Genomic DNA, 25,542 nt, shown 5'->3' with positions numbered 1-25,542 from the left:
ATCTTACAGACAGTTATAAATTTTATATCTGCTTGTCAGTTAAGTTTCGACTGTCAGATATGTAACTGAGATACAAGATTTCATTATTCTTTTCCACAGCTAACTTTTTACTATCCAAAAAAGTTTGCATAGGTGTTTTTCCATAACAATATTTACCAGAATGAGGTCTTTCATTGTTGAAATATTCTAACCAAATATCAAGATCTAATTGCAAGTCATCCAATGATGTATAAATCTTTTTACGCATAGCTGTATCAAAGAATTCTTGTTTCATAGTTTTATTAAAACGTTCACACATACCATTAGTTTGAGGTGAATATGCTTTAGTTGTTGTATGCTCTATACCTTCTATACTGAGAAATAACTCAAAAGCATGATGTTCTATATTTCCCTTATATTCTCCTCCACGATCTGTAAGAATACGAAGCATCGGTATCCCTTGACTCTCATACCATGGTAACACTCGATCATTTAGCATATCAGCAGCAGTAATCGCAGTTTTGTCAGTATACAGTTTAGCATCAGCAAATCTACTGTAGCTATCAATAAATACCTGAGCATAAACCTTTCCTATCCCTTTGAAATTGCCTACATAATATGTGTCTTGGCAACCTAAATAACCTGGATGTTGTGTCTCAATTTCTCCATGTGCTTCTTTTTCATTACGGCGTTTCTCTAGTACTTGCAGCTGTGCTTCGGTCAATATAATACCATCTTGGGCCATCTTAGCTTCTAAGGCTTTCAATCTTTTATTGATATTATTCAAATCATTACGTAACCAAATCGATCTTACTCCTCCAGGAGAAACAAGTATACCACTCTTCTTCAGCTCATTTGATACTCTAAGTTGTCCATATGCTGTACTCTATCGCCATATCAACTACTGCTTTTTCTACTGCAGGATCTACTCTATTAGCGATTATTGGCTTCTTGTGACTTATCTCGTATAGCGCTTCTTCTCCTCCTGTTTCATATAGTTCTTTAAATCTGTAATAGCTATCTCTACTATAACACATTGCCTTACATGCAGATTATATACTACCAAGGCTTTTTGCCAATTCAAGTAAACCTAGTTTCGGTTTGATGATTTTTTGATTTAAGTTCATTGCTTATCTCCATTTAATAACTAATTTAATTTACTAAATGTAAGATAAAATGTCGACTAATACAAATGATTGTTTTTGACAACTCCTTTGTTGCATGAAATTTGCTGTAAAGACGAACAACCTCAATGAATGCATGATACTTTTGAGGAATTCTTGCTATGTCTTTTGCTGTTGTGATGATCTTAACGTCACACTTTGTCGCTACTAAACAAACACTTTCAAGCTCTTGTTCGGTATACTGATGATGATCTGAGAATATGAAATGTTCTACCACAGTAATATTAAGAGAATGCAGAGTTTTTAAAAAATTCGCTGGATTTGCTATTCCACATATCGCAACAAAAGAGCGATCTTTGATTTGTTCGGCATTTAATATTTCTGTATTTAAATACATTATTGGTTTATTGCTTGTAAACAATGCCTGCAGTTCTTTTCTTGACTGATCTAAAACACCATCACAATAGGTAAATATAAAGTAATCTGATCTTGCGATGCTACCCATAATTGGTTCGCGCAGTGGACCAACGGGAAGCAATAGCTGATTCCCAAAAAGATAATCACTGTTAATTACGCTAAATACTAAGTCCTTTTTTAACTTATTATTCTGCATACCATCGTCAAATATCAATATATCTGCCTCTTTAGCTGCAGCTCTTGCAGCTACAACTCTGTTTTTAGATATATAAGTAGGTGCAAGCTGTGCAAGTAAAATAGCTTCATCACCAACATCTGCGCTGGTATGTAACTTGCTATTCACCACTATAAATTCCTTATCTCCTCGAATCGCGCTATTATATCCATGTGCTATAAATACAGGTCTCAATCTAAGTTTTAGACAGAGACGTCCAAGAGCAAGCGCCACTTCTGTTTTTCCTGCTCCACCAACAGTAATGTTGCCAACGCAGATTACTGGTTTTTCTATTTTTTTTGGAAATGAAAGAACATGATAGCGAATTAGATAAGCTAGGTAGTAAAGCCATGAAAGAGGCATGAGTACTGTATGCCAAACACTTCTAATACGCCAGAACTTCCCATATATCGAAGCTTTAAATAAATGAAAATACATGTATAACAATTAAAAGTCTATTACATCTAATCTTGTTAATAAGTTGATTTGACACTTAAAGCCAGAACTGGTAATAAAATGGCAAACCGAGAGTCTTTTGCTAAAAATTGATGCGCGCAGCGCAGAATTCAGCCTTTTATCTGCGAATTTGCTGAGATTGCTCTATTTATGAGCGGTCTGAATTCATATCAACTCAACAACTGCATCGAGAGCAAATACTACACGCCACTTCCATAAGATGCATTTACTCTAAACTGGCTTGTAGTATATTATTTTTCAGTATATTCTTGCAATACAATAATGTTGTAATCGTTACTAGAAATGCAATAAATCGCTCTAAATATTACAGAAATAATACTGAGCAAATCATAGAATATAGAGTTATGAAGAAAAAAGTAGGAATAATAGGCGTGTCAGGCAGACTTGGTGCGGCAATTTTTGAAATATTAGAAAAACATCAAAATTATCTGCTTGGGTTGTGTTTCAGCCGCAGCGAATCAGATTCTTTAACACTAGAAAATTTACTAACACAAAACGATTATATCATAGACTGTTCGCATTATTCTTTAACAGCGCAAGTCATTAAAGGAGCGTTACAAACTCCAAAACCTTTGATAATTTGTACCACTGGTCTTGAAATGATAAAAATTAAGTCGCAGCTTGATATTTTATCTAAAAAGACGCAGGTTGTCATTGTGCCAAACACTAGTTTTGGGGCATACATGCAGCGCTTTCTCGCAACACAACTTGCAAAAGCATTAGATTCTACATACGACATAGATATACTTGAGAAACATCACAGAAATAAACTTGACTGCCCTTCTGGCACTGCAAACTCTATAATATCTGATGTAATTTCTACTAAAAAGAGAGAACATAATTTACAATATGGGATATACAGAGCAGATGATGGCAAAAGAGGAGAGAATCTAATAGGAGTTGCGGCACAAAGAAGTGGTAACATCTTTGGAGAACATGAGATCACATTCACAAGCGCTGATGAATCCATCTCTATAAAGCATACAGCATTTAGTAAAGCACTGTTTGCAAAAGGGGCAATAAAAATATTAGACTGGCTGTCAAAGAGCGAGCCTTTACCAGGAATTTATGGAATAGAAGATATAATCATAGCTTAAAATGCAAAAACATATAGAACATCTAAGATCGCTTTACTCAAAATATGCAATTGATGCATATGTCATCCCTTCCTCTGATGAGTTTCAAAATGAATATCCGCCGCAAAAACTCAATAGACTACTTTGGATTACTGGATTCTCATATTCAAATGGGGTTCTCATAATTTCCAAAGATACAAACATCTTTTTTACGGATGCAAGGTATTTATTGCAGGCAAAGGAAGAAATAGGCCAGTACTGTGAAATACTTGATATGTATAAACCAGGTGCTTGCAAGATTATAGGAGATGTATTAAATGGCGGCTCTCTTGGGTATGACCCTATGCTTCACACAATCGATAATCTCAAATATTATGAAACACTTGCGAGTCGCTATAATTTCTCAATGAAAAGGATTGATACTAATCTAGTAGATATTATAAGATGTGCAGGAAGTAACGAAAATATTCAAGAAAATAGCGATATCACTGTATTTGGCATAGAATATGCAGGAGAAAGCCATTTAGATAAACTAAATAGGCTAACAGCAAAGGTTGAAACGAGTTTAGAATATATATTCGTCACAAGGCTTGATTCAATTTGTTGGCTTCTAAATATAAGGGGGAATGCAGTGCCGTATACTCCATTTCCACTTGCTTACCTACTTCTTGGGACCAAAGAAAATACACTTACACTCTTCGTGGATGACATTACGAAGGCTAAATTAGCGCTTCTGCCAATTTTTGGGGATAATCTGACAATATTACATATAAGTCAGATTAAGTCTGAGTTTAGCAAGCTACTTGAATCTGGAGCAAAGATTCAGCTGGATCCTAGCGATGCAGCATCGTGGTTTTTACAAAATACAAACAAATGCATCATTAAAGAAGATCCTATACAGTTGATGAAAGCTGTAAAAAATGAAGTAGAAATAGATGGCTTTAAAAAAGCTCATTTGTATGAAGGAATCGCAGTTATAGAATTTCTTGCTTGGATTAGCTCCAATCCTGGCATTAGCGAATTTGAAGCTTCGCAAAAATTATTGGAATTCAGAGCCCAGAATAAGGAGTTTTTATATCCAAGCTTTGAAACAATATCTGCATATGGGAAAAATGCTGCTATCGTACACTATAAACCAAGTCTTGAGAATTCCAGCATCATAGAGGAAAGTGGATTGTATTTAGTGGATTCTGGTGGACAATACTATTTTGGAACAACAGATGTTACGCGTACAATATGCATAGGAAAGCCGCAGGATGAACATAAAGTAATGTTTACACTTGTGCTAAAAGGACATATAAGGCTTGCAAGAGCGGTATTTCCAGAAAATACCAGGGGTAGTCAGCTGGATAGTCTAGCACGCTTTGATCTTTGGCAGCACGGGTGCAATTATAGACATGGCACTGGGCATGGAGTAGGGCACTTTCTATCTGTACATGAGGGGCCGCAATCCATAAGTTCTGGAAAAAAGATTGATGTAGCACTTCAAGCTGGTATGGTTTTATCTAACGAACCAGGGTTTTATAAGGATGGAGAATATGGTATAAGGATAGAGAACATGTTGCTTGTTATTCCATCAAAACACACTGGATATCTTGAATTCCAAAATTTAACAGCAGTACCTATTGCATACGATTTGGTTGATTTTAGTATGCTTGAGCAATATGAGAAGGAATGGCTGCAGAACTATAACAAGACAGTTTACAATTTGATTGGACCATTCATTAGCGACCAAGCAAAAAAATATTTTAGTGGATTGTTGTAGATCTATGAGATAGAGATACAAAAATCATGCAAATAAACAGACTTTTGCTCTGCTTTTTGCAATATAATAACGCTAGTTGCCGATTAACAGTATGCCTATAGGCTAAGCGCTGCCAGCATCATAAAATTGTATTTTAAAAATTAGAGAAAGGCCGCTCCTTAGCTAATTTTTGTATATTTTGCCTTGAGTTATAAATTATAAATAATTTATAACTCACATGTAATGCCATAAGAATAATTAATATGAGATATTTATGCCTGTTTTTGATACCAGCGATAAAAATGATAAATTTTCAAAACATACACAGAAAACAGTAGAAATAACTAAAAGTGTAGCGCAAGACAAGAAGTTAAGCAGAAGCTCTTTGGAATCCAGTCCTACAAAAAGTGGTGAGTTTAGAATGCAGCCACAAAACATTGCATTTAGCAAAGATCAATCATACGAACCCAGCATCATTGAAGAAAAGTGGCGATCCTACTGGCAGAAGAATGAGATATTTTATGCATCAATAGATAAAACAAAGCAGAAGTATTATGTGCTGGAAATGTTACCATACCCATCCGGACGTATACATATGGGACACATGCGCAATTATACGATAGGGGATGCCATCGCTAGATTCAAAAGAGCTGAAGGCTTTAATGTGCTTTATACTATGGGGTGGGATGCGTTTGGTCTTCCAGCTGAGAATGCTGCTATACAAAATAACATTCCTCCAAAAAAGTGGACTCTTGAAAATATAGCATTCATGAAAAGCCAACTGAAGAAGTTGGGTTTCTCGTATGATTGGAGCAGAGAGATCGCAACCTGCCAGCCAGAGTATTACCTGCATGAGCAGGAACTATTCTTAGATTTTTATAAAAGCGGACTAGTATACCAGAAAGAATCTGTAGTAAACTGGGATCCTGTTGATCAAACAGTCCTTGCAAATGAGCAAGTGATAGACGGAAAAGGCTGGAGATCCGGCGCAGCAGTCGAACAAAGCTCCTTAAAACAATGGTTTTTAAAAATCACTGAATTTGCTGATGATTTACTTGATGGGCTAAAAAATTTAGAAGGATGGCCAGAAAAAGTACGTACAATGCAAGAACGCTGGATAGAGAAATCAGAGGGCGCGAAAATTCACTTCAGCATTCTTGGAAAGAACAACTCCACAATAGAGGTGTTTACTACAAGACCAGATACTATCTTTGGCGCGTCATTTTTAGCAGTCGCATATAACCATCCAATCATTGAATCTTTAAATAAATCCTCTGCTCTGAAAGATTTTATCGAGGAATGCAAAAAGTCTGCTGTAAATGAAGCAACAATTGAAACAGCTGAAAAGATAGGTTTTGACACTGGACTTCGGGTTTTACATCCATTTGATAGTACAATAGAGCTGCCAGTTTATGCTGCAAATTTTGTCGTAATGCACTATGGAACTGGGGCAGTTTTCGGCTGTCCAGCGCATGACATGAGAGATTTTCTTTTTGCCAAAAAGTATAATCTTCCTGTTAGGCCAGTTATATTGCCAGATATAGAAGATGGTGCAGCAGGACAGAGTTGGAATTTTGAAAAAGAACCTTATACCGGCCCTGGAACTCTTACAAATTCAACTTTTTTAAACGGTCTTAAATCACATGATGCGAAGATACTTGTTACCTCTAGATTAGAAGAGGAAAAATTTGGTAAGAAATGTATAAACTATAGGCTAAGAGATTGGGGAATTTCTAGGCAAAGATATTGGGGCTGTCCGATTCCGGTAATTTATTGTAAGTCATGCGGAGTGCTGCCTTTGCCTAAAGAAGCACTTCCTGTTTTGCTGCCTGATGATGCAGTGCTTGGCATGCAAGGCAATCCGCTTGCAAGTCATAAAACATGGAGATTTACAAAGTGTCATATGTGTTCTGGGCCTGCAGAGCGCGAAACAGATACCTTTGACACTTTTGTAGATTCATCATGGTATTTTATGCGCTATTGCTCACCTCATTTCAAAGAACCGATAGATAGAGAAGCTGTGGATTATTGGATGCCTGTTGATCAATATATCGGTGGAATAGAGCATGCTGTGATGCATTTGCTCTACGCAAGGTTCTTTACAAGAGCTCTAAGCAAAATGGGTTATTTTAAGTTCACAGAGCCATTCTCTAGTCTTCTGACTCAAGGAATGATAAACCACGAGACATATAAAGACTCAAATGGTAATTGGCTATACCCTTCAGACATTACTAAAAATGGGAAAGAAGTGTTTTCTAAATCAACAGGAGAGCGTGTGAATGTTGGAAGAATCGAGAAAATGAGCAAATCCAAATGTAATGTGGTAGAGCCAGACTATATAGTTGAAAAATATGGGGCAGATACAGCTAGACTTTTCCTACTTTCCGATTCGCCGCCAGATAGAGACATAGAGTGGAGTGACACTGGCATTGAAGGTGCAAGCAGATTCTTAAATAAGCTTTATAAACAAGTTGTCAGTACTTTGGAGAATGTAGAGAGTGATTCTTCAGATGGAAAACCAGATGATGATAAGCTAATGAGAATAATACATAGAACAATTCATGATGTGACACGTGAATTTTCCAGCCATGGCTTTCATAAAGTAATAGCACTTTGCAGAGAATTATTTAATGCCGCCTTAGAGCATAAGGTCTCAGCTCGTTTAAAAACAGAAGCACTGTTGATTATAATCAGACTTTTAAATCCAATAATTCCTCATATCACAGAAGAGCTTTGGAGCATTAGTGGATTCGTATGCGCGCTTGCTAAATCTGATTGGCCGAAGGCAGATGAAAAGTATCTGGAAGATGATTTTGTCAATATAGCCATACAATTGAATGGAAAAACAAAAGCCATCTTAGAAATTTTTAGGGGCACCACCCAATCAGAGGTTGAAAAAAAAGTATTTGCTATTGATAATGTAAAGCATACCCTGATTGGCAAGTCTGTACAAAAAGTGATATACGTAGAAAATAAGATATTGAATGTAGTTTATAAAAATTAGTCTATCTTATAAAACGCGTTTTTCTTCCATAGCTATTTTGCTTTTTATATCGGGCTTTTTCTAACCATTGATTTACTAGAAGTACACTAAGATGGAATCTCACAGCACTGTGTTTTTAAGATCATTCTGCGTAAACTTAGCCTCTAAACCTCTCCGTTGGTTGGATTATTTTGTATCTAGATGCTTGATGTTTTCTGCATTGTTTCCTTTATTCGTGTTTATTTATATAGCGTTAAACAGTGATAAGTCTTTAGCGGCACAGAATATACAGGACCCGACTCATATAGGCGCTACTGTTTCTACTGGTAATAATGCGCATATTGCTGCAAGGATTGAGACACTTGAAAAGTCTCTTAACATGTTGCAAAAGTATACTTACAACCTAAGTACAGAGGCAAATACCGTAAAAGGTGGTGAAAGTACGCATTCAGCTGAAGTGGCGAATGTTGATGAAATTAATGAACATCTGAAGAGTATTCACAATGATATGGAGAAGTTGCAGCAAGATATAGCAAGAATAAATGAAAGGATTACGCAAATTTCCTCTGATTTTGAGCAGCGTATTAGCAATATAGAGCAGCCAATCAAAGAGCAAAAAGAAGCTCAGAATATGGTTCGCGATATGGAATCAGAACTCGAAGAAGTATATTCTCCGAAAAATCAAGAAAATCCTACTGTACGATTAGATGATCCAAGTGAGATTCCTGCAAACAGCGTTGAAGATGAATTTAGAATTGCATATGGATATTTAAAGAGTAAAAATTACACAAAAGCCCAAGAAGCTTTTGAAGCATTTATCAAAAAATATCCAAGAAGTACAATTGTTGGTGCTGCCAGGTATTGGCTTGGCGAAATCTATGCTGTTCGTGGATCATATGATCAAGCAGCTGTTGAATACCTGAAAGGATATCAATCTAACCCAACTGGGAATAGAGCTGCTGATAATCTACTGAGGCTTGGAGAAATGTTAATCAAATTAGATAAGCGCCAAGAAGCTTGTTCTACATTAACAAAGATGTCAAAAGAATTTCCTAAGCTTCAACCTTCTTTAAAAAGACAAGTAGATAAGGTAATGAACGAAATAAGTTGTGTGAAATAATAACATAGTTGTTTATGTAGTTATATGTGATATGGTTAACACCCTCGCCTTTAGGCGAACACTTTAGTATTAGTTATCTAGGAAATGTGCTAAGGGAGGACGAATGGAATATAGGAGATGATCCCACAGCCTATATGACCTAAAGTATAATATAGTATTTTGTACTAAGTATAGGTATAGAGTTTTAACTAGGCAAGTTGCGATTAGAACTAGGGAAGTAATCCGAGAAATATGTGCTGCTAATTACATAAATATAATTAGTGGCAGTATGAGTCCTGATCACGTACATATATTAGCATTGGTTCCGCCTAGTATATCAATATCTAAAGCTGTGCAATATATTAAAGGTATAAGTAGTCGTAAGTTGCTACAGGAATTTGCACTGCTCCGTAAGCGGTATTGTGGGCAACATCTTTGGGCCAGAGGGTATTTTGTTGTGACAGTTGGCAATGTGAATTCAGAAGAAGTGCAAAAATATATAGAACAGCATGAGGAACATCACAAAAAAGATGATTTTAGAATATCAGAGTTTTAGCGTTTACGCTTTTAATCTGCTTTGCAAGCGTTACACAAACTACCGCGCTTTAGCCGGTAGTAATTGATACTGATTATATAGAAGAAAATAAAAAATTATTGTGAGAAGATTGGAAAAATGAAAATAGGGTAAAAGTCTACACCATCACTGGAACAGATGAAGAAATCCAGGGCAAGATGGAGAAGATGTGGGAGATTGGCCGGCAGATTAATTCAGGTAATTACGACTATAAACTTCCGATACCGGGATGTCCTAATTCGATTTGTCATGTTCAAAATAGCAATACGGCTGCAAATTTATTGGCCAAAGCTGCCAATATTGATTTAAAGCCTGAGCTGGAGAAAAGGATCTATGGGCGCCTGGTATAGATGGGAATCTAGATCATACAAATGTAGATAAATTTGTTCTTAGTGCTATAGATACCCTTAAAGAAATGCAAAATAAGATTTCTAATAATTCAAGTGGCTTAGGTGGTTTTATTAAGCAAAGTAAAGAGAGGCTGGAGCAGTTTAGTTTTAATAAAAGCAAGCACTATTTAGCAGGAGAAAATGTAAAGTTTGATCAATTAATAAAGGATTTAAATCTAGGTCTTGTCTTAAATACAGGTAAATCTTACAAGTATATGATGTATGGGTCTTCTCCTATTGGCGCTAAATATTATTGTAATATTGCCATTGAATGTTTTAATAAGCAATATGATCACTGTAAAGAATTTAATATGAAAACCTTTTGCAAGACTTGTAACTGGGAGATACAAAAGTTAGATACTTATTCAATTGAATATCTGTGGAAGGGCACAAGTGCAATGGGGCAACCTGTGCAGGGAATTTCACGTTTCGATATACGAGATAACAATTTTTATGATCCTGATTACTTAACTACCATTGCAAAGCAATGTGATACATTATCTTCATTTAGAGACGACAAATTATCACCTTTTCATGAGCAAATAGATTCGATTTGTAGTTTTGAAGGGTTAAATGAGATTGGCAGAAATTAATACTAGATCTAACGTGCAGTATTACTATTAAGTCCCACTGTCATAACTCTAAGGAATACAGAATTTATCTTGGCCTGCAAGCAACTACTTATGCACCGGAAATCCAGTAGCAAGAGTGGCAAAATTGCAAAAACCTTATGGATTTTCTCGACAGTATCCAAAGTAGCATTTGCTAGGTATAGGACAAATTATATATTCAAAAATCTTCAAAAATTAGCTAAAAAGATATAGAAAATAGTATTAATCCATGTAACCTTCAAGCCATTTTTCCTCTAGAGCTTTAAGCTTTCCAGATGCTGCAAGCTGTTCAAGAATTGCATTTACTTCAGGAAGTAGGTCGGATTTTTTCTTAAGAGCTATAGCAAAGCCCCTTATATTATCAGGTAATTGTACTATAGGCATACTATCAATTTTTATGTATTCAAGTTCCTTGTTATAGTCTTTGAAAACTTTAGCTTGCATAGTTTCTATCAATACAGCATCTATTTTGCCATTTTTAAGATGTTCTATCAGTTGATTATTGTCTCTGAGCGGCAAAATCTCAAATTGCATATTTTCTTCGTTTTCATTCAACAACTTTTCACCCAAGCTGCTGGATTGTACTCCTATTATCAGTCCTTCCAAGTTGGAAGAGCTATGTATTGCTTTTTTGTTAGGCTTGAAAAGCAAGCTCATATCACTGCTTCTGTGATATAAATTTGAAAAATCGACACTGTCTGCTCTAGCTTTTGTTGGAGTCATTGCAGATATTATAACTTCTATATTTCCGCCTCTTAGTGCTGCGATTAGATCTTCAAAGGCTATTTCTTTTACTTCAAGCTTCTTATCTAAGCTTTTCGCAATTTCCGAAGCGAGATCTATATCGAATCCTACAATCTCACCATTTTTTATAAATTCAAATGGAGGATAATCTGGTGCAACACCAACAACTAGTTTTTTACTAAACTCCTCGTTGTCACTACATGCAACTAAAATAGCAACTATAGGTAATACAATGATATACTTCAATAAATTTTGCAAAGCCATAAATAAATTCCTAAAATATATGAATAGCAATTCTTATACCATATCATAAAAAGATTTTTAAAATATGCAATGATAGCTGCACTTTTATTGCAAAAATATTATGCACTATTGTGTACTACATTTATTTCATTAGACCTCTTGCATAACCTGTTCCAAACTGTGATTTGATTGTCACTAAAACATAAAAACACTCACGTGGATCATTGTTTGGTGACGTTTTGCAAAAATCTACTCTATAAGAATTTCTACCTCAGAATGAGGTTATGCAAGAGGTCTATTATGTAAGATCTAAATTTTGAGTTATAGCAATCTTTGCTTTCACAATAACATAGTAATTAATTATTTAAAGAGTGTTATATAAATATTAAGAAATCACGAATCTGACAGGAACTGATGTTAAGATACAGAGAGTTTTCACAATTAGATAGAAGTATGATATGATCACTTTTTTAAAAACTAAAGAGTGGTTTTATGGTTTGTTGTAAGGGATGTTGCTCTGATATCTTTGTAAAGAATGGCATTGTGAGGGGTGTACAGCGTTATAAGTGCAGATCATGTTCTAAATTTTGTTGAGGGCGATCTGGGCAAGAAGCCTCAAACAGCTGTTAAGAAAGCATTATGCGTTATGCTATAGTCTTGGTAATGGCTCTTTTTCTATGTTAGGCAAGATATTAGGGCATTCGCCGTCCATAATTTATCGCTGGGTAGTAGAGGCGATGGGCAAGACTCAGGAGCCAGTTGTCTCTTCGGATATTATGGAGATGGAATTCGACGAGATGTGGCATTTTATTGGTTCAAAAAAAACAAGCTTTGGATCATTAAGGCAGTTGATCGTAGTACAAGGAGAACAGTTGCCTGGGTTACAGGCAATCGTGATACTGCAACATTCCAAAAGCTCTACAAAAAGTGAGTCATCTGAAAGAATGTCATTTTTATACGGATGATTGTGATGCTTTTTCTAAAATTTTACCAAAAAAGCGTCATACGATCGGCAAGTCTGGCACAGTATGTGTATCGAGAGAGATAATAGCAACACGCGACATCATTTAGGCCGAATGACACGGCGCACTAAAATCGTTTCGAAGAAAGAGTCAATGGTATACGGATCCATTAAGCTTTGGTGCGCTCTTACAATGCCACAAATATTTAAACAATACCAAGAAGAACTTTTATCTATCTTTGTGTGAAAACTCTCTTATTTTTTGTGTTATATCATTCAGATTTTAATTCAGTGAATAGGTTCTGTGACTCATTCAAAAAAGTTGATCGCTGAAATATGGTGAAAATAGTTTTGCTATTGCTAATGCTTGTGGATACCGAATTTTTATGTTTAGCAATTTTATGTGATTATAAAATTTGTTGCTATAGCACTGCCAGCAAGGTGATTATGCAGACTCCTTTTGCCTGATTTTCCATATTATAACCAACTTACTCAAATAACAGAACACTTTAGCTTCGTCTTCTTTTAAAAATTAAGCACGCTCTTTGGTGCTTTAGCTATAGTATAGTGCACTCAAATCTCACCTTAAATTTTCTAAAAAATATGTAGCGACTATATGCTGTTATTTGAGGAGTTGTACTTATGAAAGCAGTGCTATATATTTTTGCAATATTTCATATATCAAGGTTCTCTACTTATTAATATTAAATTTTCACACCTCATCAGTTATTTACAAGTAATATTTGTTGATAAACAGCTAAAAAGCGCTATCCACTTTTTAAGTTGTGCTTAATAATACATTTCGCTACCATGTATTGCATGCCCTCAACCGAGGGTTGCTACATGTAGATATCACACGTAGCATATGTTTTATCTTAATTAGTGAAATGAGGTGAAAAATGTCTAATTCTACTACCATTGTCAATCAAGGTGATGATAACAGCTTAGGTGCACTAGTCAAAGAAGGTGTAGATGGACTGCAAGTTGTGCTCTCAACGGTTGGTGGTCCAGAGGGGAAGATAGCAGCTGTTGCCATAGAAGGCGTTGAGATGTTATTTGAAGGTGAGCTTGAAAAACTTTTTGATGAAGGGCTAGATGAAATTCCAGAGCTGGTCGAAAGAGCGTCTGGTGGGAAAATCAGCGCAAAGTCTGTTGGAGAGATGATGAGTAAAGTTTTAAAAAATGAAACTGTTGACAAGCTGATAGAATCAATTACTAAAGGTATATCAGAACTAATAGTAACATATATAATACAACCTATAAAACAAGGTCTAGATTTTACTACTGACAAAGCGATTGAGTTTTTAGGAAAGCTTGGGGCTTTTGCGGCGCCGTTAAAGGCACTTGCAGAACAATGCGATAAAAATATAGATAATATGCTGGATAAAGTTGAAGAAAATGTTAGAAATACATATAAAGATCTAGATGCTTCTATTGACGATTTTATTAGAAAGTATTCTAGAGAAGAGGTAAAAAACCAACTTGTACAACATGTGAATAAAGTGATAGAACCAATGCAGGAAGCAACACAGCAAGCACAATCTGCTTTTGGTGTATTGCAACCGCAAGCTTTAGAACGTGGTGTTTCTGGTGAGATAAGTGAAGCTGTTGCAAAAGAAGCTGTACAGATTATGACTGCGCATGGTATTCAAGCCAATGGAAGTAATATAGATGTGCCAAATGCACAAGAATCTTCATTAGGAAAAGAACAAAGTGCGCAAAGAGACGTAGGACATGCCAGGTAATAATTCATCTAAGAGATTGGAAATACACCAAACATTATTTGTTTGGTGTATTTCATTTGAAGGTTTATTATACTAGTGCTCTAATTTAAATTGGAGGGAGTTATTTATATAGAGATAAGATAACAATTTGCTGCCTTGCGTCATAACTCGTACGCGCACCAAAACTCGAAAGTGCGCATGAAATGCTGCCACGAGTGTCAAAATAGCGCTTTAAATCCGTAAGAAAATGTTATAATAAACGCGAAAACCTTACGGATTTTATGAGAGCAGATGAGTAATAATATATACAAAAATTAGCACAGGACTGAATCCCGGGCTAATTTTTGTACATTTAACTTCTCCACAAAAATTTATTTGCGTAGCAATTTTTTGGCGGATAGAACGACTATTGTATTGACCCGTGACAATGTTTAAACTTCTTTCCAGAATTGCATGGACATTGCTCATTACGCCCTATTTTACCATCTATAACTATATCATCTATTCTATTATAGCGAAGGTTATCTGTTCTTTTTGTGATAGTGCCAGATGTTCCATGTGCTTCACTTTGACCACTATCCAAATCATGTGTGATCACTAGCCTAGAAATGCGTTGAGTAACCAATTCATCTAGATCATGTAACATTTGTTTAAATAATTTAAACGCCTCTATTTTATACTCATTTAGCGGGTCTTTATTTGCATATGCAAGAAGATTAGTGCCAGCTCTCATATGATCAAGGGTATGTAAATGTTCTTTCCAGAGATGGTCTAGTGATATGAGGTATATTCGCTTTAAAGCTTCTTGAATTAAATCTTCACCATATATCCGTAATTTTTCAGAGATGTGTTGCAATGCACGTAGATTGATTGCTTTGAGTATTGCAGCTTCACTTGGATTTTCAATGGCAACCATATCACTCAATTGAAAATGCAAGTCATAAATTCTTGTTAATTCCATTTCTAAAGAGTTGATATCCCATTCATCACGTATATTTTTGCCCGTTATATACTTTCTAAATATATGCTTATTTAGCTCACTGCTAATAACCTCAATCTCATCAAAAAGCCTGGTAGAGGTTAGTATATGCATCCTCTGGCCATATATAACTTTTCTTTGTTCATTCATGACGTCATCGAACTTAAGTAAGTTCTTTCTGATATCGTAGTTGCGAGTTTCCACTTTTTGTTGAGCTTTTTGAAGCGCTTTGCTAATCCATGGATGAAATATAGCTTCATCCTCTTTTAGTCCGAGTTTTGTGAGCATACTGCCCATTTTATCCGAACCAAAAAGCCTCATTAAATCGTCTTCGAGTGACAAATAGAATTTGGTCCGTCCATTGTCTCCTTGTCTTCCAGATCTTCCGCGTAGCTGATTATCTATTCGTCTTGATTCATGCCTTTCTGTTCCTATCACATATAGTCCACCAGCATTCAGCACTTTCTCTCTATTTTCAGATACCTCAGAGGCAATTTTTTGTTTTAAAGCTTCAGATTCCTCTTGGCTGAGTTCACCTTTTCTATTTTCAATCTCTTGAGAAAATAACATTGAAGGATTGCCACCAAGCATTATGTCAGTTCCTCTGCCAGCCATATTTGTTGCTATAGTGACAGATTTCAAACGTCCAGCTTGTGCTATTATCTCAGCTTCCTTTTGATGATATCTAGCATTTAAGACAGAGTGAGGAATTTTCGCCTTCTTTAGCATAGAAGATAAATACTCTGACTTTTCTATACTAACCGTTCCAACTAGTACAGGCTGTCCGATTTCATAAGAAGATTTTATCTCTTTTAAAATCGCTTCGTATTTCATTTTAGCAGTTTGATATATTTCATCATCTTCATCTTTTCTAGCAATTGGCATATGAGTCGGAATTTCCACTACATCAAGCTTATAGATATCGGCAAATTCATTGGCTTCTGTTACAGCTGTTCCAGTCATACCAGCAAGCTTTGGATAAAGGCGAAAATAGTTCTGGAAAGTTATTGATGCAAGAGTCTGATTTTCATTTTGTATTTGTACGTTTTCTTTTGCTTCTATTGCTTGATGCAGGCCCTCTGAATATCTCCTACCTTCCATAATACGACCTACAAACTCATCTATTATCATCACCTTGCCTTCCTTTACTATGTAATCTACATCTTTGCGGAATGTGTGATGAGCTTTAAGCGCCTGATTTATGTAATGTACAACAGACATATTATCATAATCATAAAGGCTAGAGCCGCTTTGTATTATACCTTTTTGTTGTAATATGCTCTCTATATGTTCATGCCCATTATCTGTTAAAAATACTGATTTCCCTTTTTCATCTACTTCATAACATTCTTTTGGAAGGAGCTTAACTACATCATTGATTTTATAATACAAACCGGCATTATTCTCGGCAGGACCAGATATTATCAAAGGAGTCCTTGCTTCATCTATCAGTATGCTATCTACTTCATCTATGATTGCATAGTTAAACTTACGTTGTACAATTTGTTCAAGATCATGTTTTAGATTATCGCGCAAGTAATCAAATCCAAATTCATTGTTAGTACCATATGTTATATCTGCTTTATAAGCATTTTTCTTTTCAAATTCATCCATGTCATTTGTTAGACAACCAACAGTAATACCTAAAAAACTGAACAATTGTCCCATTAGTGTTGCGTCACGTTTTGCAAGATAATCGTTCACTGTGACTATATGAACACCATCTCCTGTAAGTGCATTCAAATACGCAGGTAATGTTGCAACCAATGTTTTTCCTTCACCAGTTCTCATCTCGGCTATTTTGCCATAATGCATCACAATGCCGCCTATTATTTGCACATCGAAATGTCTCATGTTTAGCACTCTTCTTGATGCTTCTCTGATTTGTGCAAATGCTTGTGGTAATATGGAGTCAAGAGAGCAACCTTCTTTTAGCTTTTGCTTTAGGACATTGGTATAGTTCTTAAGTTCAGAATCACTCATAGTAGTGAATGTTTCTTCCAGTACATTAATACTCTTTACTATTTTATTTGTAGATTTAATAATCCTATCATTCGCAGACCCAAAAACTTTCCTTAACAAGTATGAAAACATTAAATCACCTAATTCTTTAAATTAAACCTCTGATAAATAGCGCGCTGACATAAAATAAAAACTTATCTCATATATTTGAGTGGTTGAAAAAGCAATACTCAAAAACTATCATCTTTGATATATCATCCTAAATGCAGGATATGTGACAAATATGGATTGGTACTTAGTCTGTCTAATCAGTTGATGATCAATTTGAAAAGATTAATACCAGGTAAGTTAATTGCATTATCTTAGAACTTTCGGCATAGCATTCAATACATGTTAAACTATGCATTGAAACTGCAATAAACAGTACTTATATTGCAAAGACTTGAACATTTGCATGCACAATTATACTACTGATTTATTGAAAGTTAAGTTAAAATTCGCGTGAGTGTGCCACTTTTATTTTTATGGCTAATAAAAAGCAAGAGTTCCAAACGATGAAAAATGTTAAATGCGATCTAGAAAAAATGAATTTATTAGCAAAAGATATTGCATCACGTTTGAGTATTGGTAATATACTATGTCTTAAAGGTGATCTTGGGGCTGGAAAAACAACATTCGCAAAAATGGTTATAAATGCTCTTGAAAAGGGTGAGAGTGAGGTCACGAGCCCAACTTTTAATATAGTTAATGTATATAATTTGAGTAATTCTGTTGCACTTTGGCATTTTGACCTTTATAGGTTGAAGGAAATAGGAGAGGTTGACCAACTTGGAATAGAAGATGCTTTTAGTTCTGGTATTTCCATAATAGAGTGGCCGGAAATTATAGAAAATTCTCTTCCAAAGCATACAATGTTTGTAAGCATTGACTTTGCAGCGGAAAATGATATGAGGTTGATATCTATTAGATCTGGTGATGAAAGTATAGAAAATTAAGGCTTTTATGAATTCAAAAAGAAATGGAATTTTAAGAGGTGAGGCGGAAGAGGCCATAAGGACTTTGTTGCGTTGGATCGGTGATAATCCAGAGAGGGAAGGGCTTTTTGATACTCCTGCGCGAGTTGTTAGAAGTTTCGATGAATATTTTGTAGGGTATAAGATAGATCCTAAAAAGTTACTTGAAACTACTTTTTCAGAAGTCGATGGTTACTCTGACTTGGTCTTGTTAAAAGATATCACTATAGAATCACATTGTGAGCACCATATGGCTCCTATTGTTGGTGTTGCACATGTTGCTTATATACCAAATGGAAGAGTAGTTGGGATAAGTAAACTGGCAAGAGTTGTTTGTACGTTTTCGAAGAGATTGCAGCTTCAGGAGCGCTTAACATGGCAGATAGCAAATTGTATTAATGAAGCGCTAATGCCAAAAGGTGTTGCAGTTGTAATAGAGGCAAAACACAATTGTATAACCTCAAGAGGTGTTTACCATCCGGCAACTATTATGCATACTCAAGCAATGATTGGTGCTTTTGAAGCAGTAGAAATGCAGAAGCAATTTTTATCGCGTATTAGCATCTAAATAATATTGTCTTTTTGTGCAAAGTGTGATTGAATGCGTATCGTTGTTTGAAATGGAGAGATAGCCAAGTGGTCAAAGGCAGCAGACTGTAAATCTGCCCGCGCGAGCGTTCGCAGGTTCGAATCCTGCTCTCTCCACCATCACAGGTTTGCTTTATGCATACTATTCTGGTGTGATTTTTGTTTTTTGCGGGTGTAGCTCAATGGTAGAGTCCCAGCCTTCCAAGCTGGCTGTGTGGGTTCGATTCCCATCACCCGCTCCAGATTATGATCTTGTATTTGTGTTTTATAGTATGCTTTTTTAGTCTGTGAGCCTTTGTTACTAATTTTATAGTTGCCTGCGTCATAACTTCTAAGGAGCTAGAGGGTTTATCTTGGCCTGCAAGCAATTATGAGGCGCCAAAAGTCCAGCAGAAAAAGTGGCAAAATTGCCAAAAACTTTATGGATTTTGTTAAATAGTATTTGCAAGTGTCGGAAAATTATATGACACTGCGCTCAAGTAAGTGCATGCTTTGAGGATTTGAATGGCGTGATTTTTTAGAATACCAGTTAATTTCTGAATCAAATATTACTTTTGGTGGATAGACCGGCTAATATATTTGCGAAGAAATTAACGAAGTAATACTTGAAAATTATTACAGAGCCGCGCCTAAAGCATTTTTGTACATTTAACTTTCCGCAAAAATTTATTTGCGTAGCAAATTGATTTTTGACGGACAGACTTTATACTAAGTATATGTGGAAAGCTAATGTGTTGACTACATCTCCTTGGGTGTTTCCTGGGCCGCTCGGTGTCTCCGTAATTGGAAGGGCGCTTGCTGGGTTAAAGTGGGGGCTTGATGTACATAACTTGAGAGATTTTGCTAGTGACAAAAACGGTTCTGTGGATGATGCGCCATATGGTGGTGGCGGAGGAATGGTGCTTAGGGCTGATGTTGTTGGAGATGCAGTGGATTCTGTATTTTTAGGGAATGGTCTTCCGATCATCTATATGTCGCCAAAAGGTGCTCTGCTGAAGCAGAAGGTAGTTGTAGAACTAGCATCTGGTTCAGGAGTGAATTTGATCTGCGGTTGCTTTGAGGGGTTGGATGAGAGGGTATTGGAAGAATATTCTATAATAGAGGTAAGTATAGGAGACTTCGTTCTTTCATCTGGAGATGTTGCTGCGATGGTATTGATAGATGCTTGTGTTCGGATGATACCTGATGTGCTTGGGAATCCTGAATCTCTTAGTGAAGAATCTTTTAGTGCTGGTTTAGGCGGCGGAATGTTGCTAGAATATCCTCACTATACAAGACCGAAGAGCTGGAGAGGACGCAGTGTTCCAGATGTTTTGATGTCAGGACATCATGGTGCTGTGCACGATTGGAGGCTGAAAATGGCTGAAGCTAAAACTAGGGATGTACGTCCTGATTTGTGGAATTTGTACTTACAAGGAGGAAAAAGATGAATTTGCTAGAGCAATATAACAAGAATCGTATGGAGATGTTGGTTGGTGACAAGAAGATTCCGGATTTTAAAGCGGGAGATACGCTCAAGGTTTTTACCAAAATAAAAGAGGGTGCTAATGAAAGGATACAGATATTCGAGGGTGTGTGTCTTGGAAAGCGTAATAAGGGCGTTGCTTCTAATTTCATAGTTAAGAAGATGAGTTCTGGGTATGGTGTTGAAAGAATGTTTCCGTTATATTCACCTCATGTGGAAAAAATTGAGGTGTTACGTAGAGGAAGAGTACGTAGAGCGAAAATTTACTATATGAGAAGTATCCAAGGTAAGGCTGCGCGTATTAAAGAGATAGTTACTTTTGCTCCTAAAGATAAGACTGCAAAGTAATAAAGCTTTTTATAGCGCACGGTAGTGAGTTAGTTTATCTTTATATTTCGATATATGTGGCAGACTCACTATTGTTTCTTTTGAAATCTGAGGCAGCTTGCGGTAAAAGTTGATTAATTGCTGTATAAATTTTATGCCTCTGTGGCGGAATGGTAGACGCGACAGACTCAAAATCTGTTACTCCTTGCGAGTGTGCTGGTTCAAGTCCTGCCAGAGGCACCATCTAAAAAATTCTTGTATATAATGCTGTTTAGTTTGTATATTAATGCCATGTACGAATTGAGGCTTGTGCGTTCAAAAGTTGCTCTTTCTTCATATATTCTTATGCTATTTTTGTGGAGATAGTTTGTTCATATATGGCATTGCCGGTAGTACATAAGTAGTATTTGCGTCATCACTCTAAGTGAGCGCTGGATTGATATAGGTTGCCAAGCAATTATGGTGCACATGAATCCAGCAGAAAAAGTGGCAAAATTGTCCAAAACCTTATGGATTTTGTTAAGTAGTATTTGCTAGGTAGTACGGGCTTTGTTGCATAATGAGACTATTTCATTATCATTACATATAAAATCCTAAAGCTTCTCACTTCAAGAAGTTTATCTGCCATTGAAATATCAGCTTTGTTAGTTTATTTAGCAGATAAACTCAAGGATATGCTCTGCGCATTATGCAACAAAGCCGTTAGTACGCGTGCCAAAAGTCTCGAAAGTGCGCATAAAATGGTATTTGGAGCGCAAGATAGCGCTTTAAATCTGTAAGAAAATGTTATAATAAACGCAAAAACCTTACGGATTGTTGCAGCAAGCATTACATTCACATTTTTGAATATGCCATTGCAATTTGAAAAGCGCTTGAGTACTTTTTCAAGAGTAGACAAGCCGTATAATGTCTATTTTACACAAGTCATTCAAAAATTTAGCTATACCAAAAATTCCATCCATAAGTGATGAGTATATGAGTAATGCCGCTGATTGAGACTTTTGGCGGATAGACTAAGTAGTATTTGCTAGATACAGGACAATTATATATTCGAAAATTAGTACAGGGCAGTTCTAAAAGCTAATTTTTGCATATTTTAACTCTCTGCAAAATTTGATTTGCGCAGCAAATCTATTTTTGACTGATAGACTCGTTATAATTTCTCTGATATCCGTTGGTTCATTCCGATAATAACAGCTTTAGACATTAGATCTTCTGAGATTTTGATATTAAACTTGCTTGCAACATTATAATTAATGAAAAGAACAGTTTCATTTGGAAATGCGATCGGAATTTGCTCAATCTGAACTCCATCTAGAATTTTTGATATAATTTCTGCGGTTTGTAAACCAAGCTTATATTGATTTGCTCCAAGCGCTGCAAGAGCACCAAACTCTACACAATCTGTGTCACTCACGTATACAGGAACATTGTGCTTTGCAGAAACAGAGATGATGATTTTGATTGAGTTTAGTGCTGTGTTATCGTTGTTTATAAAAATTGCATCTACATTGCTTGCAAGTTTTGCTGTTGCTTGAGCTATTTCAGATGTTCTACTTGCTGTCTGTGTGACAATCTCAATTCCGAAAGTACGACATACTTCTATAAGTTGCCCTAAGATTGTTACTGAATTTGCTTCACCTGTGTTATATAAGATACCTAGTCTTTTTAAATTTGGTTGCAGCTTTGTAAAGAGTTCTATTTGTGATTTTAAATCTATAAAATTTGATACGCCGGAGATATTTTGTGTTGATTTTCCTTGTACGTTTGTGAGTCTAGCAGCCTTTGGGTCGCTCACAGAACTAAAGACAAGCTGCAGCTTTTTATTTTGAGCGATATGCTTTAAAAAACTTTGCGCTGATATAGTGCCAACAGCAACTAATACATCAGGGTTTTGACTGACAAACTTAGATGCAATTTGAGCTGCTAAACTTTGACTGCCCTGAGATGATTCAACGTGAAGTTCTAAGTTTTGACCTTGCTTATAACCGTTTTGTGCAAGTCCTTCTATAATACCTCTTATTGTTTCATATAGTGCTTTGTGATCAATAACTTTGCTTATTAAAATTTTTTTCGTAAATTGCTTTTTTTGAGGATGTGCTGAAGCCTGCTGAGAATTTATACTGTATGATGCTTGTGCTTGTATTCCATATATGCTCATCAGAAATATAAATACTGTGGCAACTAATCTGCTCATTACGATTTGCATTCTTTTCATCCTTTCTAAAATAACCTTGTATCCGCTATAATTTTGCTTTTTAAAACTTTTGCAAAGCATAAGCCAACAAAAACTGTAGCATATTATCTTGCGTATTTCTCTGTATGATAAATACCTATTTTTCAGTAGCTTGTAAACTTTTCAATGCTTTGCTGGTGCTATAAATTTATGTGACTTTTCTTTAAAAATTTAAGGCTTCTGCTTTACTTCTAATTGGCAAGAATATATTTATAAAATTTCATGATAGATTTCTCTTTTTTATTTATATGTCAAATAAAATGACGTACTGCATTAGTATGCTAACATCTCATTACTGAGCCTTAAGCAGCAATAATATATCACATGTAATTTTCAAAACATGTTATCATAAAGTTAATATTGTAAATAACTATTTGAAAAGTGATAGATAATTCTTGTGTTTATCTATTAAACTACCTTTTCTTTTTATTGTCGAGAGTTTTCACATAAAGATAGATAAGAGCTGTTCTTGATATTGTTTGAATATTTGTGTAATAGTAAGAGCGCACCAAAGCTTGATGGATCCGTATACCATTGACTCTTTTTTAGAAACGATTTTAGTGCGCCGTGTCATTCGGCATAAATGATGTCGCGTGTTGCTATTATCTCTCTCGATACATACTGTGCCAGACTTTCCAATCGTATGACGCTCTTTGGGTAAAATTTTAGAAAAAGCCTCCCAATCATCCGTATAAAAATGACATTCTTTCAGATGACTCACTTTGTTGTAGAGCTTTTGGAATGTTGCAGTATCACGATTGCCTGTAACCCAGGCAACTGTTCTCCTTGTACTACGATCAACTGCCTTAATGATCCAAAGCTTGTTTTTTTTGAACCAATAAAATGCCACATCTCGTCGAATTCCATCTCCATAATATCCGAAGAGACAACTGGCTCCTGAGTCTTGCCCATCGCCTCTACTACCCAGCGATAAATTATGGACGGCGAATGCCCTAATATCTTGCATAACATAGAAAAAGAGCCATTACCAAGACTATATAGCATAACGCATAATGCTTTCTTAACAGCTGTTTGAGGCTTCTTGCCCAGATCGCCCTCAACAAAATTTAGAACATGATCTGCACTTATAACGCTGTACACCCCTCACAATGCCATTCTTTACAAAGATATCAGAGCAACATCCCTTACAACAAACCATAAAACCACTCTTTAGTTTTTAAAAAAGTGATCATATCATACTTCTATCTAATTGTGAAAACTCTCAAGCATTTTATAATACCTTGGCTTTAGTATTTCATTCTCGCTACTACCAATAGATTTATAACTCACTTTTACTACTTCTTTTGCATTTTTAACTGGTAACATAACACAATCTCTACTAATTTTAGTGTAGTGTTTTTATTATATTGTCTTCATCATCATGCTCTATCTTAAGGAAGCTTTTTATAAGAGAGATGTCGATATTATTAGAAGTGTTGTATTTTTTACGCATTATTGATTCGATATGCATATCGTGATATATACCCCAAAAATATTTAGTAGTTATCAATTACTACCTGCTAAAGCGCGGTAGTTTGTGTAACGCTTGCAAAGCAGATTAAAAGCGTAAACGCTAAAACTCTGATATTCTAAAATCATCTTTTTTGTGATGTTCCTCATGCTGTTCTATATATTTTTGCACTTCTTCTGAATTCACATTGCCAACTGTCACAACAAAATACCCTCTGGCCCAAAGATGTTGTCCCCAATACCGCTTACGGAGCAGTGCAAATTCCTGTAGCAACTTACGACTACTTATACCTTTAATATATTGCACAGCTTTAGATATTGATATACTAGGCGGAACCAATGCTAATATATGTACGTGATCAGGACTCATACTGCCACTAATTATATTTATGTAATTAGCAGCACATATTTCTCGGATTACTTCCCTAGTTCTAATCGCAACTTGCCCAGTTAAAACTCTATACCTATACTTAGTACAAAATACTATATGATACTTTAGGTCATATAGGCTGTGGGATCATCTCCTATATTCCATTCGTCCTCCCTTAGCACATTTCCTAGATAACTAATACTAAAGTGTTCGCCTAAAGGCGAGGGTGTTAACCATATCACATATAACTACATAAAATAATTGGCAACCAGTGCCCTATAAGCTTTTAAAAACCTAAGATTATAACATAGCTTGATGAGATATTAAGTATCTCTAGCGATAAAATAATACTATATTTAATCCATTATTTTCTTTTGCGACAAACATCTCAATAACTCTCAAATTATCTCTACATAATACAGCAAGATTTATGTTTTGGACCACATTCAACAACATAAAATTATATAATACTTTTGATATGTTCTTATTAAAATAAATTAGGAGAGTTTTCACAATTAGATAGAAGTATGATATGATCACTTTTTTAAAAACTAAAGAGTGGTTTTATGGTTTGTTGTAAGGGATGTTGCTCTGATATCTTTGTAAAGAATGGCATTGTGAGGGGTGTACAGCGTTATAAGTGCAGATCATGTTCTAAATTTTGTTGAGGGCGATCTGGGCAAGAAGCCTCAAACAGCTGTTAAGAAAGCATTATGCGTTATGCTATAGTCTTGGTAATGGCTCTTTTTCTATGTTAGGCAAGATATTAGGGC

Annotated in this window: 20 protein-coding genes, 3 tRNA genes and 3 pseudogenes; 17 read left to right on the top strand and 9 right to left on the bottom strand. The window is 35.7% G+C overall.

Going from position 1 to position 25,542, the window contains the following annotated elements; all coding sequences use genetic code 11:
* Window positions 1–22: 22 nt before the first annotated feature.
* Window positions 23–1,016 (bottom strand): annotated as a pseudogene (locus tag AACK98_RS05740) (IS481 family transposase).
* Between the two features lie 115 nt (window positions 1,017–1,131).
* A complete protein-coding gene (gene lpxK, locus AACK98_RS05735) occupies window positions 1,132–2,172 on the bottom strand; it encodes a tetraacyldisaccharide 4'-kinase (RefSeq protein ID WP_339040654.1) in 1,041 nt (346 codons plus the stop codon).
* 383 nt (window positions 2,173–2,555) lie between these two features.
* Here lpxK and dapB point away from each other — a divergent pair, with 383 nt between their 5' ends.
* The 6 genes and pseudogenes from dapB (at window position 2,556) to AACK98_RS05705 (ending at window position 10,669) form a co-directional block, all read left to right on the top strand.
* Window positions 2,556–3,308, top strand: coding sequence for a 4-hydroxy-tetrahydrodipicolinate reductase (dapB, locus tag AACK98_RS05730; RefSeq protein ID WP_339040652.1), 753 nt, complete (start codon window positions 2,556–2,558; stop codon window positions 3,306–3,308).
* Between the two features lies 1 nt (window position 3,309).
* Entirely contained in the window at window positions 3,310–5,052 is a 1,743-nt protein-coding gene (locus tag AACK98_RS05725; protein ID WP_339040650.1) for an aminopeptidase P family protein, read from the top strand.
* A 400-nt stretch (window positions 5,053–5,452) separates the two neighbouring features.
* Window positions 5,453–8,035: a leucine--tRNA ligase gene (gene leuS, locus AACK98_RS05720; RefSeq protein ID WP_339042631.1), complete on the top strand. Its 2,583-nt coding sequence runs from the start codon at window positions 5,453–5,455 to the stop codon at window positions 8,033–8,035.
* A 214-nt stretch (window positions 8,036–8,249) separates the two neighbouring features.
* Complete coding sequence (gene ybgF, locus AACK98_RS05715) at window positions 8,250–9,134, top strand: tol-pal system protein YbgF (protein ID WP_339040648.1); 885 nt, start codon at window positions 8,250–8,252, stop codon at window positions 9,132–9,134.
* A gap of 133 nt (window positions 9,135–9,267) precedes the next feature.
* A pseudogene (gene tnpA, locus AACK98_RS05710) lies at window positions 9,268–9,669 on the top strand (IS200/IS605 family transposase); the annotation flags it as partial.
* A gap of 433 nt (window positions 9,670–10,102) precedes the next feature.
* Entirely contained in the window at window positions 10,103–10,669 is a 567-nt protein-coding gene (locus AACK98_RS05705) for a hypothetical protein (protein ID WP_339040646.1), read from the top strand.
* A gap of 240 nt (window positions 10,670–10,909) precedes the next feature.
* Here the strand turns inward: AACK98_RS05705 and AACK98_RS05700 are convergent, their stop codons facing one another.
* On the bottom strand, window positions 10,910–11,677 hold the full coding sequence (locus AACK98_RS05700) for an ABC transporter substrate-binding protein (protein ID WP_339040644.1): 768 nt from the start codon (window positions 11,675–11,677) through the stop codon (window positions 10,910–10,912).
* A gap of 587 nt (window positions 11,678–12,264) precedes the next feature.
* Here AACK98_RS05700 and AACK98_RS05695 point away from each other — a divergent pair.
* From AACK98_RS05695 to AACK98_RS05680, 4 genes are all read left to right on the top strand, one after another.
* On the top strand, window positions 12,265–12,639 hold the full coding sequence (locus tag AACK98_RS05695; RefSeq protein ID WP_339040642.1) for a hypothetical protein: 375 nt from the start codon (window positions 12,265–12,267) through the stop codon (window positions 12,637–12,639).
* Entirely contained in the window at window positions 12,602–12,745 is a 144-nt protein-coding gene (locus AACK98_RS05690) for a hypothetical protein (protein WP_339040640.1), read from the top strand. The genes AACK98_RS05695 and AACK98_RS05690 overlap by 38 nt, the downstream gene beginning before the upstream one ends.
* Window positions 12,703–12,882 (top strand): hypothetical protein, encoded by a 180-nt coding sequence (locus AACK98_RS05685; protein WP_339040638.1) that lies wholly within the window; start codon window positions 12,703–12,705, stop codon window positions 12,880–12,882. Before AACK98_RS05690 ends, AACK98_RS05685 begins: the two co-directional genes overlap by 43 nt.
* Window positions 12,883–13,534: 652 nt before the next feature.
* Window positions 13,535–14,380: a hypothetical protein gene (locus AACK98_RS05680; RefSeq protein ID WP_339040636.1), complete on the top strand. Its 846-nt coding sequence runs from the start codon at window positions 13,535–13,537 to the stop codon at window positions 14,378–14,380.
* A 385-nt stretch (window positions 14,381–14,765) separates the two neighbouring features.
* On the opposite strand, the gene secA is transcribed toward AACK98_RS05680, so the two are convergent.
* Window positions 14,766–17,432, bottom strand: a complete 2,667-nt coding sequence (gene secA / locus AACK98_RS05675; RefSeq protein ID WP_339040634.1) for a preprotein translocase subunit SecA — start codon at window positions 17,430–17,432, stop codon at window positions 14,766–14,768.
* 392 nt (window positions 17,433–17,824) lie between these two features.
* On the opposite strand from secA, the gene tsaE reads away from it, so the two are divergent.
* The 7 genes from tsaE to AACK98_RS05640 all read left to right on the top strand — a co-directional run bounded on the left by tsaE (window position 17,825) and on the right by AACK98_RS05640 (window position 20,936).
* Window positions 17,825–18,295 (top strand): tRNA (adenosine(37)-N6)-threonylcarbamoyltransferase complex ATPase subunit type 1 TsaE, encoded by a 471-nt coding sequence (gene tsaE / locus AACK98_RS05670; protein ID WP_339040632.1) that lies wholly within the window; start codon window positions 17,825–17,827, stop codon window positions 18,293–18,295.
* Window positions 18,296–18,302: 7 nt separating this feature from the next.
* Complete coding sequence (gene folE / locus AACK98_RS05665) at window positions 18,303–18,881, top strand: GTP cyclohydrolase I FolE (RefSeq protein WP_339040630.1); 579 nt, start codon at window positions 18,303–18,305, stop codon at window positions 18,879–18,881.
* A 54-nt stretch (window positions 18,882–18,935) separates the two neighbouring features.
* Window positions 18,936–19,021 (top strand) — tRNA-Tyr (locus tag AACK98_RS05660).
* A 48-nt stretch (window positions 19,022–19,069) separates the two neighbouring features.
* Window positions 19,070–19,143, top strand: a tRNA-Gly gene (locus tag AACK98_RS05655).
* Window positions 19,144–19,617: 474 nt separating this feature from the next.
* The gene (trmD, locus tag AACK98_RS05650) at window positions 19,618–20,331 is read left to right on the top strand and encodes a tRNA (guanosine(37)-N1)-methyltransferase TrmD (protein WP_410519976.1); all 714 of its coding nucleotides are present in this window, start codon (window positions 19,618–19,620) and stop codon (window positions 20,329–20,331) included.
* Window positions 20,328–20,714, top strand: coding sequence for a 50S ribosomal protein L19 (gene rplS, locus AACK98_RS05645; RefSeq protein ID WP_339042629.1), 387 nt, complete (start codon window positions 20,328–20,330; stop codon window positions 20,712–20,714). The genes trmD and rplS overlap by 4 nt, the downstream gene beginning before the upstream one ends.
* Window positions 20,715–20,849: 135 nt before the next feature.
* Window positions 20,850–20,936, top strand: a tRNA-Leu gene (locus tag AACK98_RS05640).
* A 910-nt stretch (window positions 20,937–21,846) separates the two neighbouring features.
* Here the strand turns inward: AACK98_RS05640 and AACK98_RS05635 are convergent.
* The 5 genes and pseudogenes from AACK98_RS05635 to AACK98_RS05615 form a co-directional block, all read right to left on the bottom strand.
* Window positions 21,847–22,902, bottom strand: coding sequence for an ABC transporter substrate-binding protein (locus AACK98_RS05635; protein WP_339040626.1), 1,056 nt, complete (start codon window positions 22,900–22,902; stop codon window positions 21,847–21,849).
* A gap of 469 nt (window positions 22,903–23,371) precedes the next feature.
* Window positions 23,372–23,740: an IS1 family transposase gene (locus AACK98_RS05630; protein WP_339042583.1), complete on the bottom strand. Its 369-nt coding sequence runs from the start codon at window positions 23,738–23,740 to the stop codon at window positions 23,372–23,374.
* The gene (locus AACK98_RS05625) at window positions 23,647–24,030 is read right to left on the bottom strand and encodes a hypothetical protein (RefSeq protein WP_339040485.1); all 384 of its coding nucleotides are present in this window, start codon (window positions 24,028–24,030) and stop codon (window positions 23,647–23,649) included. Before AACK98_RS05625 ends, AACK98_RS05630 begins: the two co-directional genes overlap by 94 nt.
* 472 nt (window positions 24,031–24,502) lie before the next feature.
* Window positions 24,503–24,904 (bottom strand): annotated as a pseudogene (tnpA, locus tag AACK98_RS05620) (IS200/IS605 family transposase); the annotation flags it as partial.
* A gap of 198 nt (window positions 24,905–25,102) precedes the next feature.
* Complete coding sequence (locus AACK98_RS05615) at window positions 25,103–25,282, bottom strand: hypothetical protein (RefSeq protein WP_339040228.1); 180 nt, start codon at window positions 25,280–25,282, stop codon at window positions 25,103–25,105.
* Window positions 25,283–25,542: the final 260 nt, after the last annotated feature.

Source organism: Candidatus Lariskella endosymbiont of Hedychridium roseum (genome assembly GCF_964020185.1).
Taxonomy (GTDB): Bacteria; Pseudomonadota; Alphaproteobacteria; order Rickettsiales; family Midichloriaceae; genus Lariskella.
Note: the sequence above shows the minus strand (reverse complement) of the source record. Positions and strands in the feature narration are given on the sequence as shown.

Excerpts from the sequence above, each read along its gene's own strand:
- AACK98_RS05635 (WP_339040626.1), bottom strand. The coding sequence starts at position 22,902 with ATGCAAATCGTAATGAGCAGATTAGTTGCCACAGTATTTATATTTCTG.
- AACK98_RS05685 (WP_339040638.1), top strand. The coding sequence starts at position 12,703 with ATGTGTATCGAGAGAGATAATAGCAACACGCGACATCATTTAGGCCGA.
- tsaE (WP_339040632.1), top strand. The coding sequence starts at position 17,825 with ATGGCTAATAAAAAGCAAGAGTTCCAAACGATGAAAAATGTTAAATGC.
- AACK98_RS05705 (WP_339040646.1), top strand. The coding sequence starts at position 10,103 with ATGCAAAATAAGATTTCTAATAATTCAAGTGGCTTAGGTGGTTTTATT.
- leuS (WP_339042631.1), top strand. The coding sequence starts at position 5,453 with ATGCAGCCACAAAACATTGCATTTAGCAAAGATCAATCATACGAACCC.
- lpxK (WP_339040654.1), bottom strand. The coding sequence starts at position 2,172 with ATGTATTTTCATTTATTTAAAGCTTCGATATATGGGAAGTTCTGGCGT.
- trmD (WP_410519976.1), top strand. The coding sequence starts at position 19,618 with ATGTGGAAAGCTAATGTGTTGACTACATCTCCTTGGGTGTTTCCTGGG.
- secA (WP_339040634.1), bottom strand. The coding sequence starts at position 17,432 with ATGTTTTCATACTTGTTAAGGAAAGTTTTTGGGTCTGCGAATGATAGG.
- rplS (WP_339042629.1), top strand. The coding sequence starts at position 20,328 with ATGAATTTGCTAGAGCAATATAACAAGAATCGTATGGAGATGTTGGTT.
- folE (WP_339040630.1), top strand. The coding sequence starts at position 18,303 with ATGAATTCAAAAAGAAATGGAATTTTAAGAGGTGAGGCGGAAGAGGCC.
- AACK98_RS05680 (WP_339040636.1), top strand. The coding sequence starts at position 13,535 with ATGTCTAATTCTACTACCATTGTCAATCAAGGTGATGATAACAGCTTA.
- dapB (WP_339040652.1), top strand. The coding sequence starts at position 2,556 with ATGAAGAAAAAAGTAGGAATAATAGGCGTGTCAGGCAGACTTGGTGCG.
- AACK98_RS05725 (WP_339040650.1), top strand. The coding sequence starts at position 3,310 with ATGCAAAAACATATAGAACATCTAAGATCGCTTTACTCAAAATATGCA.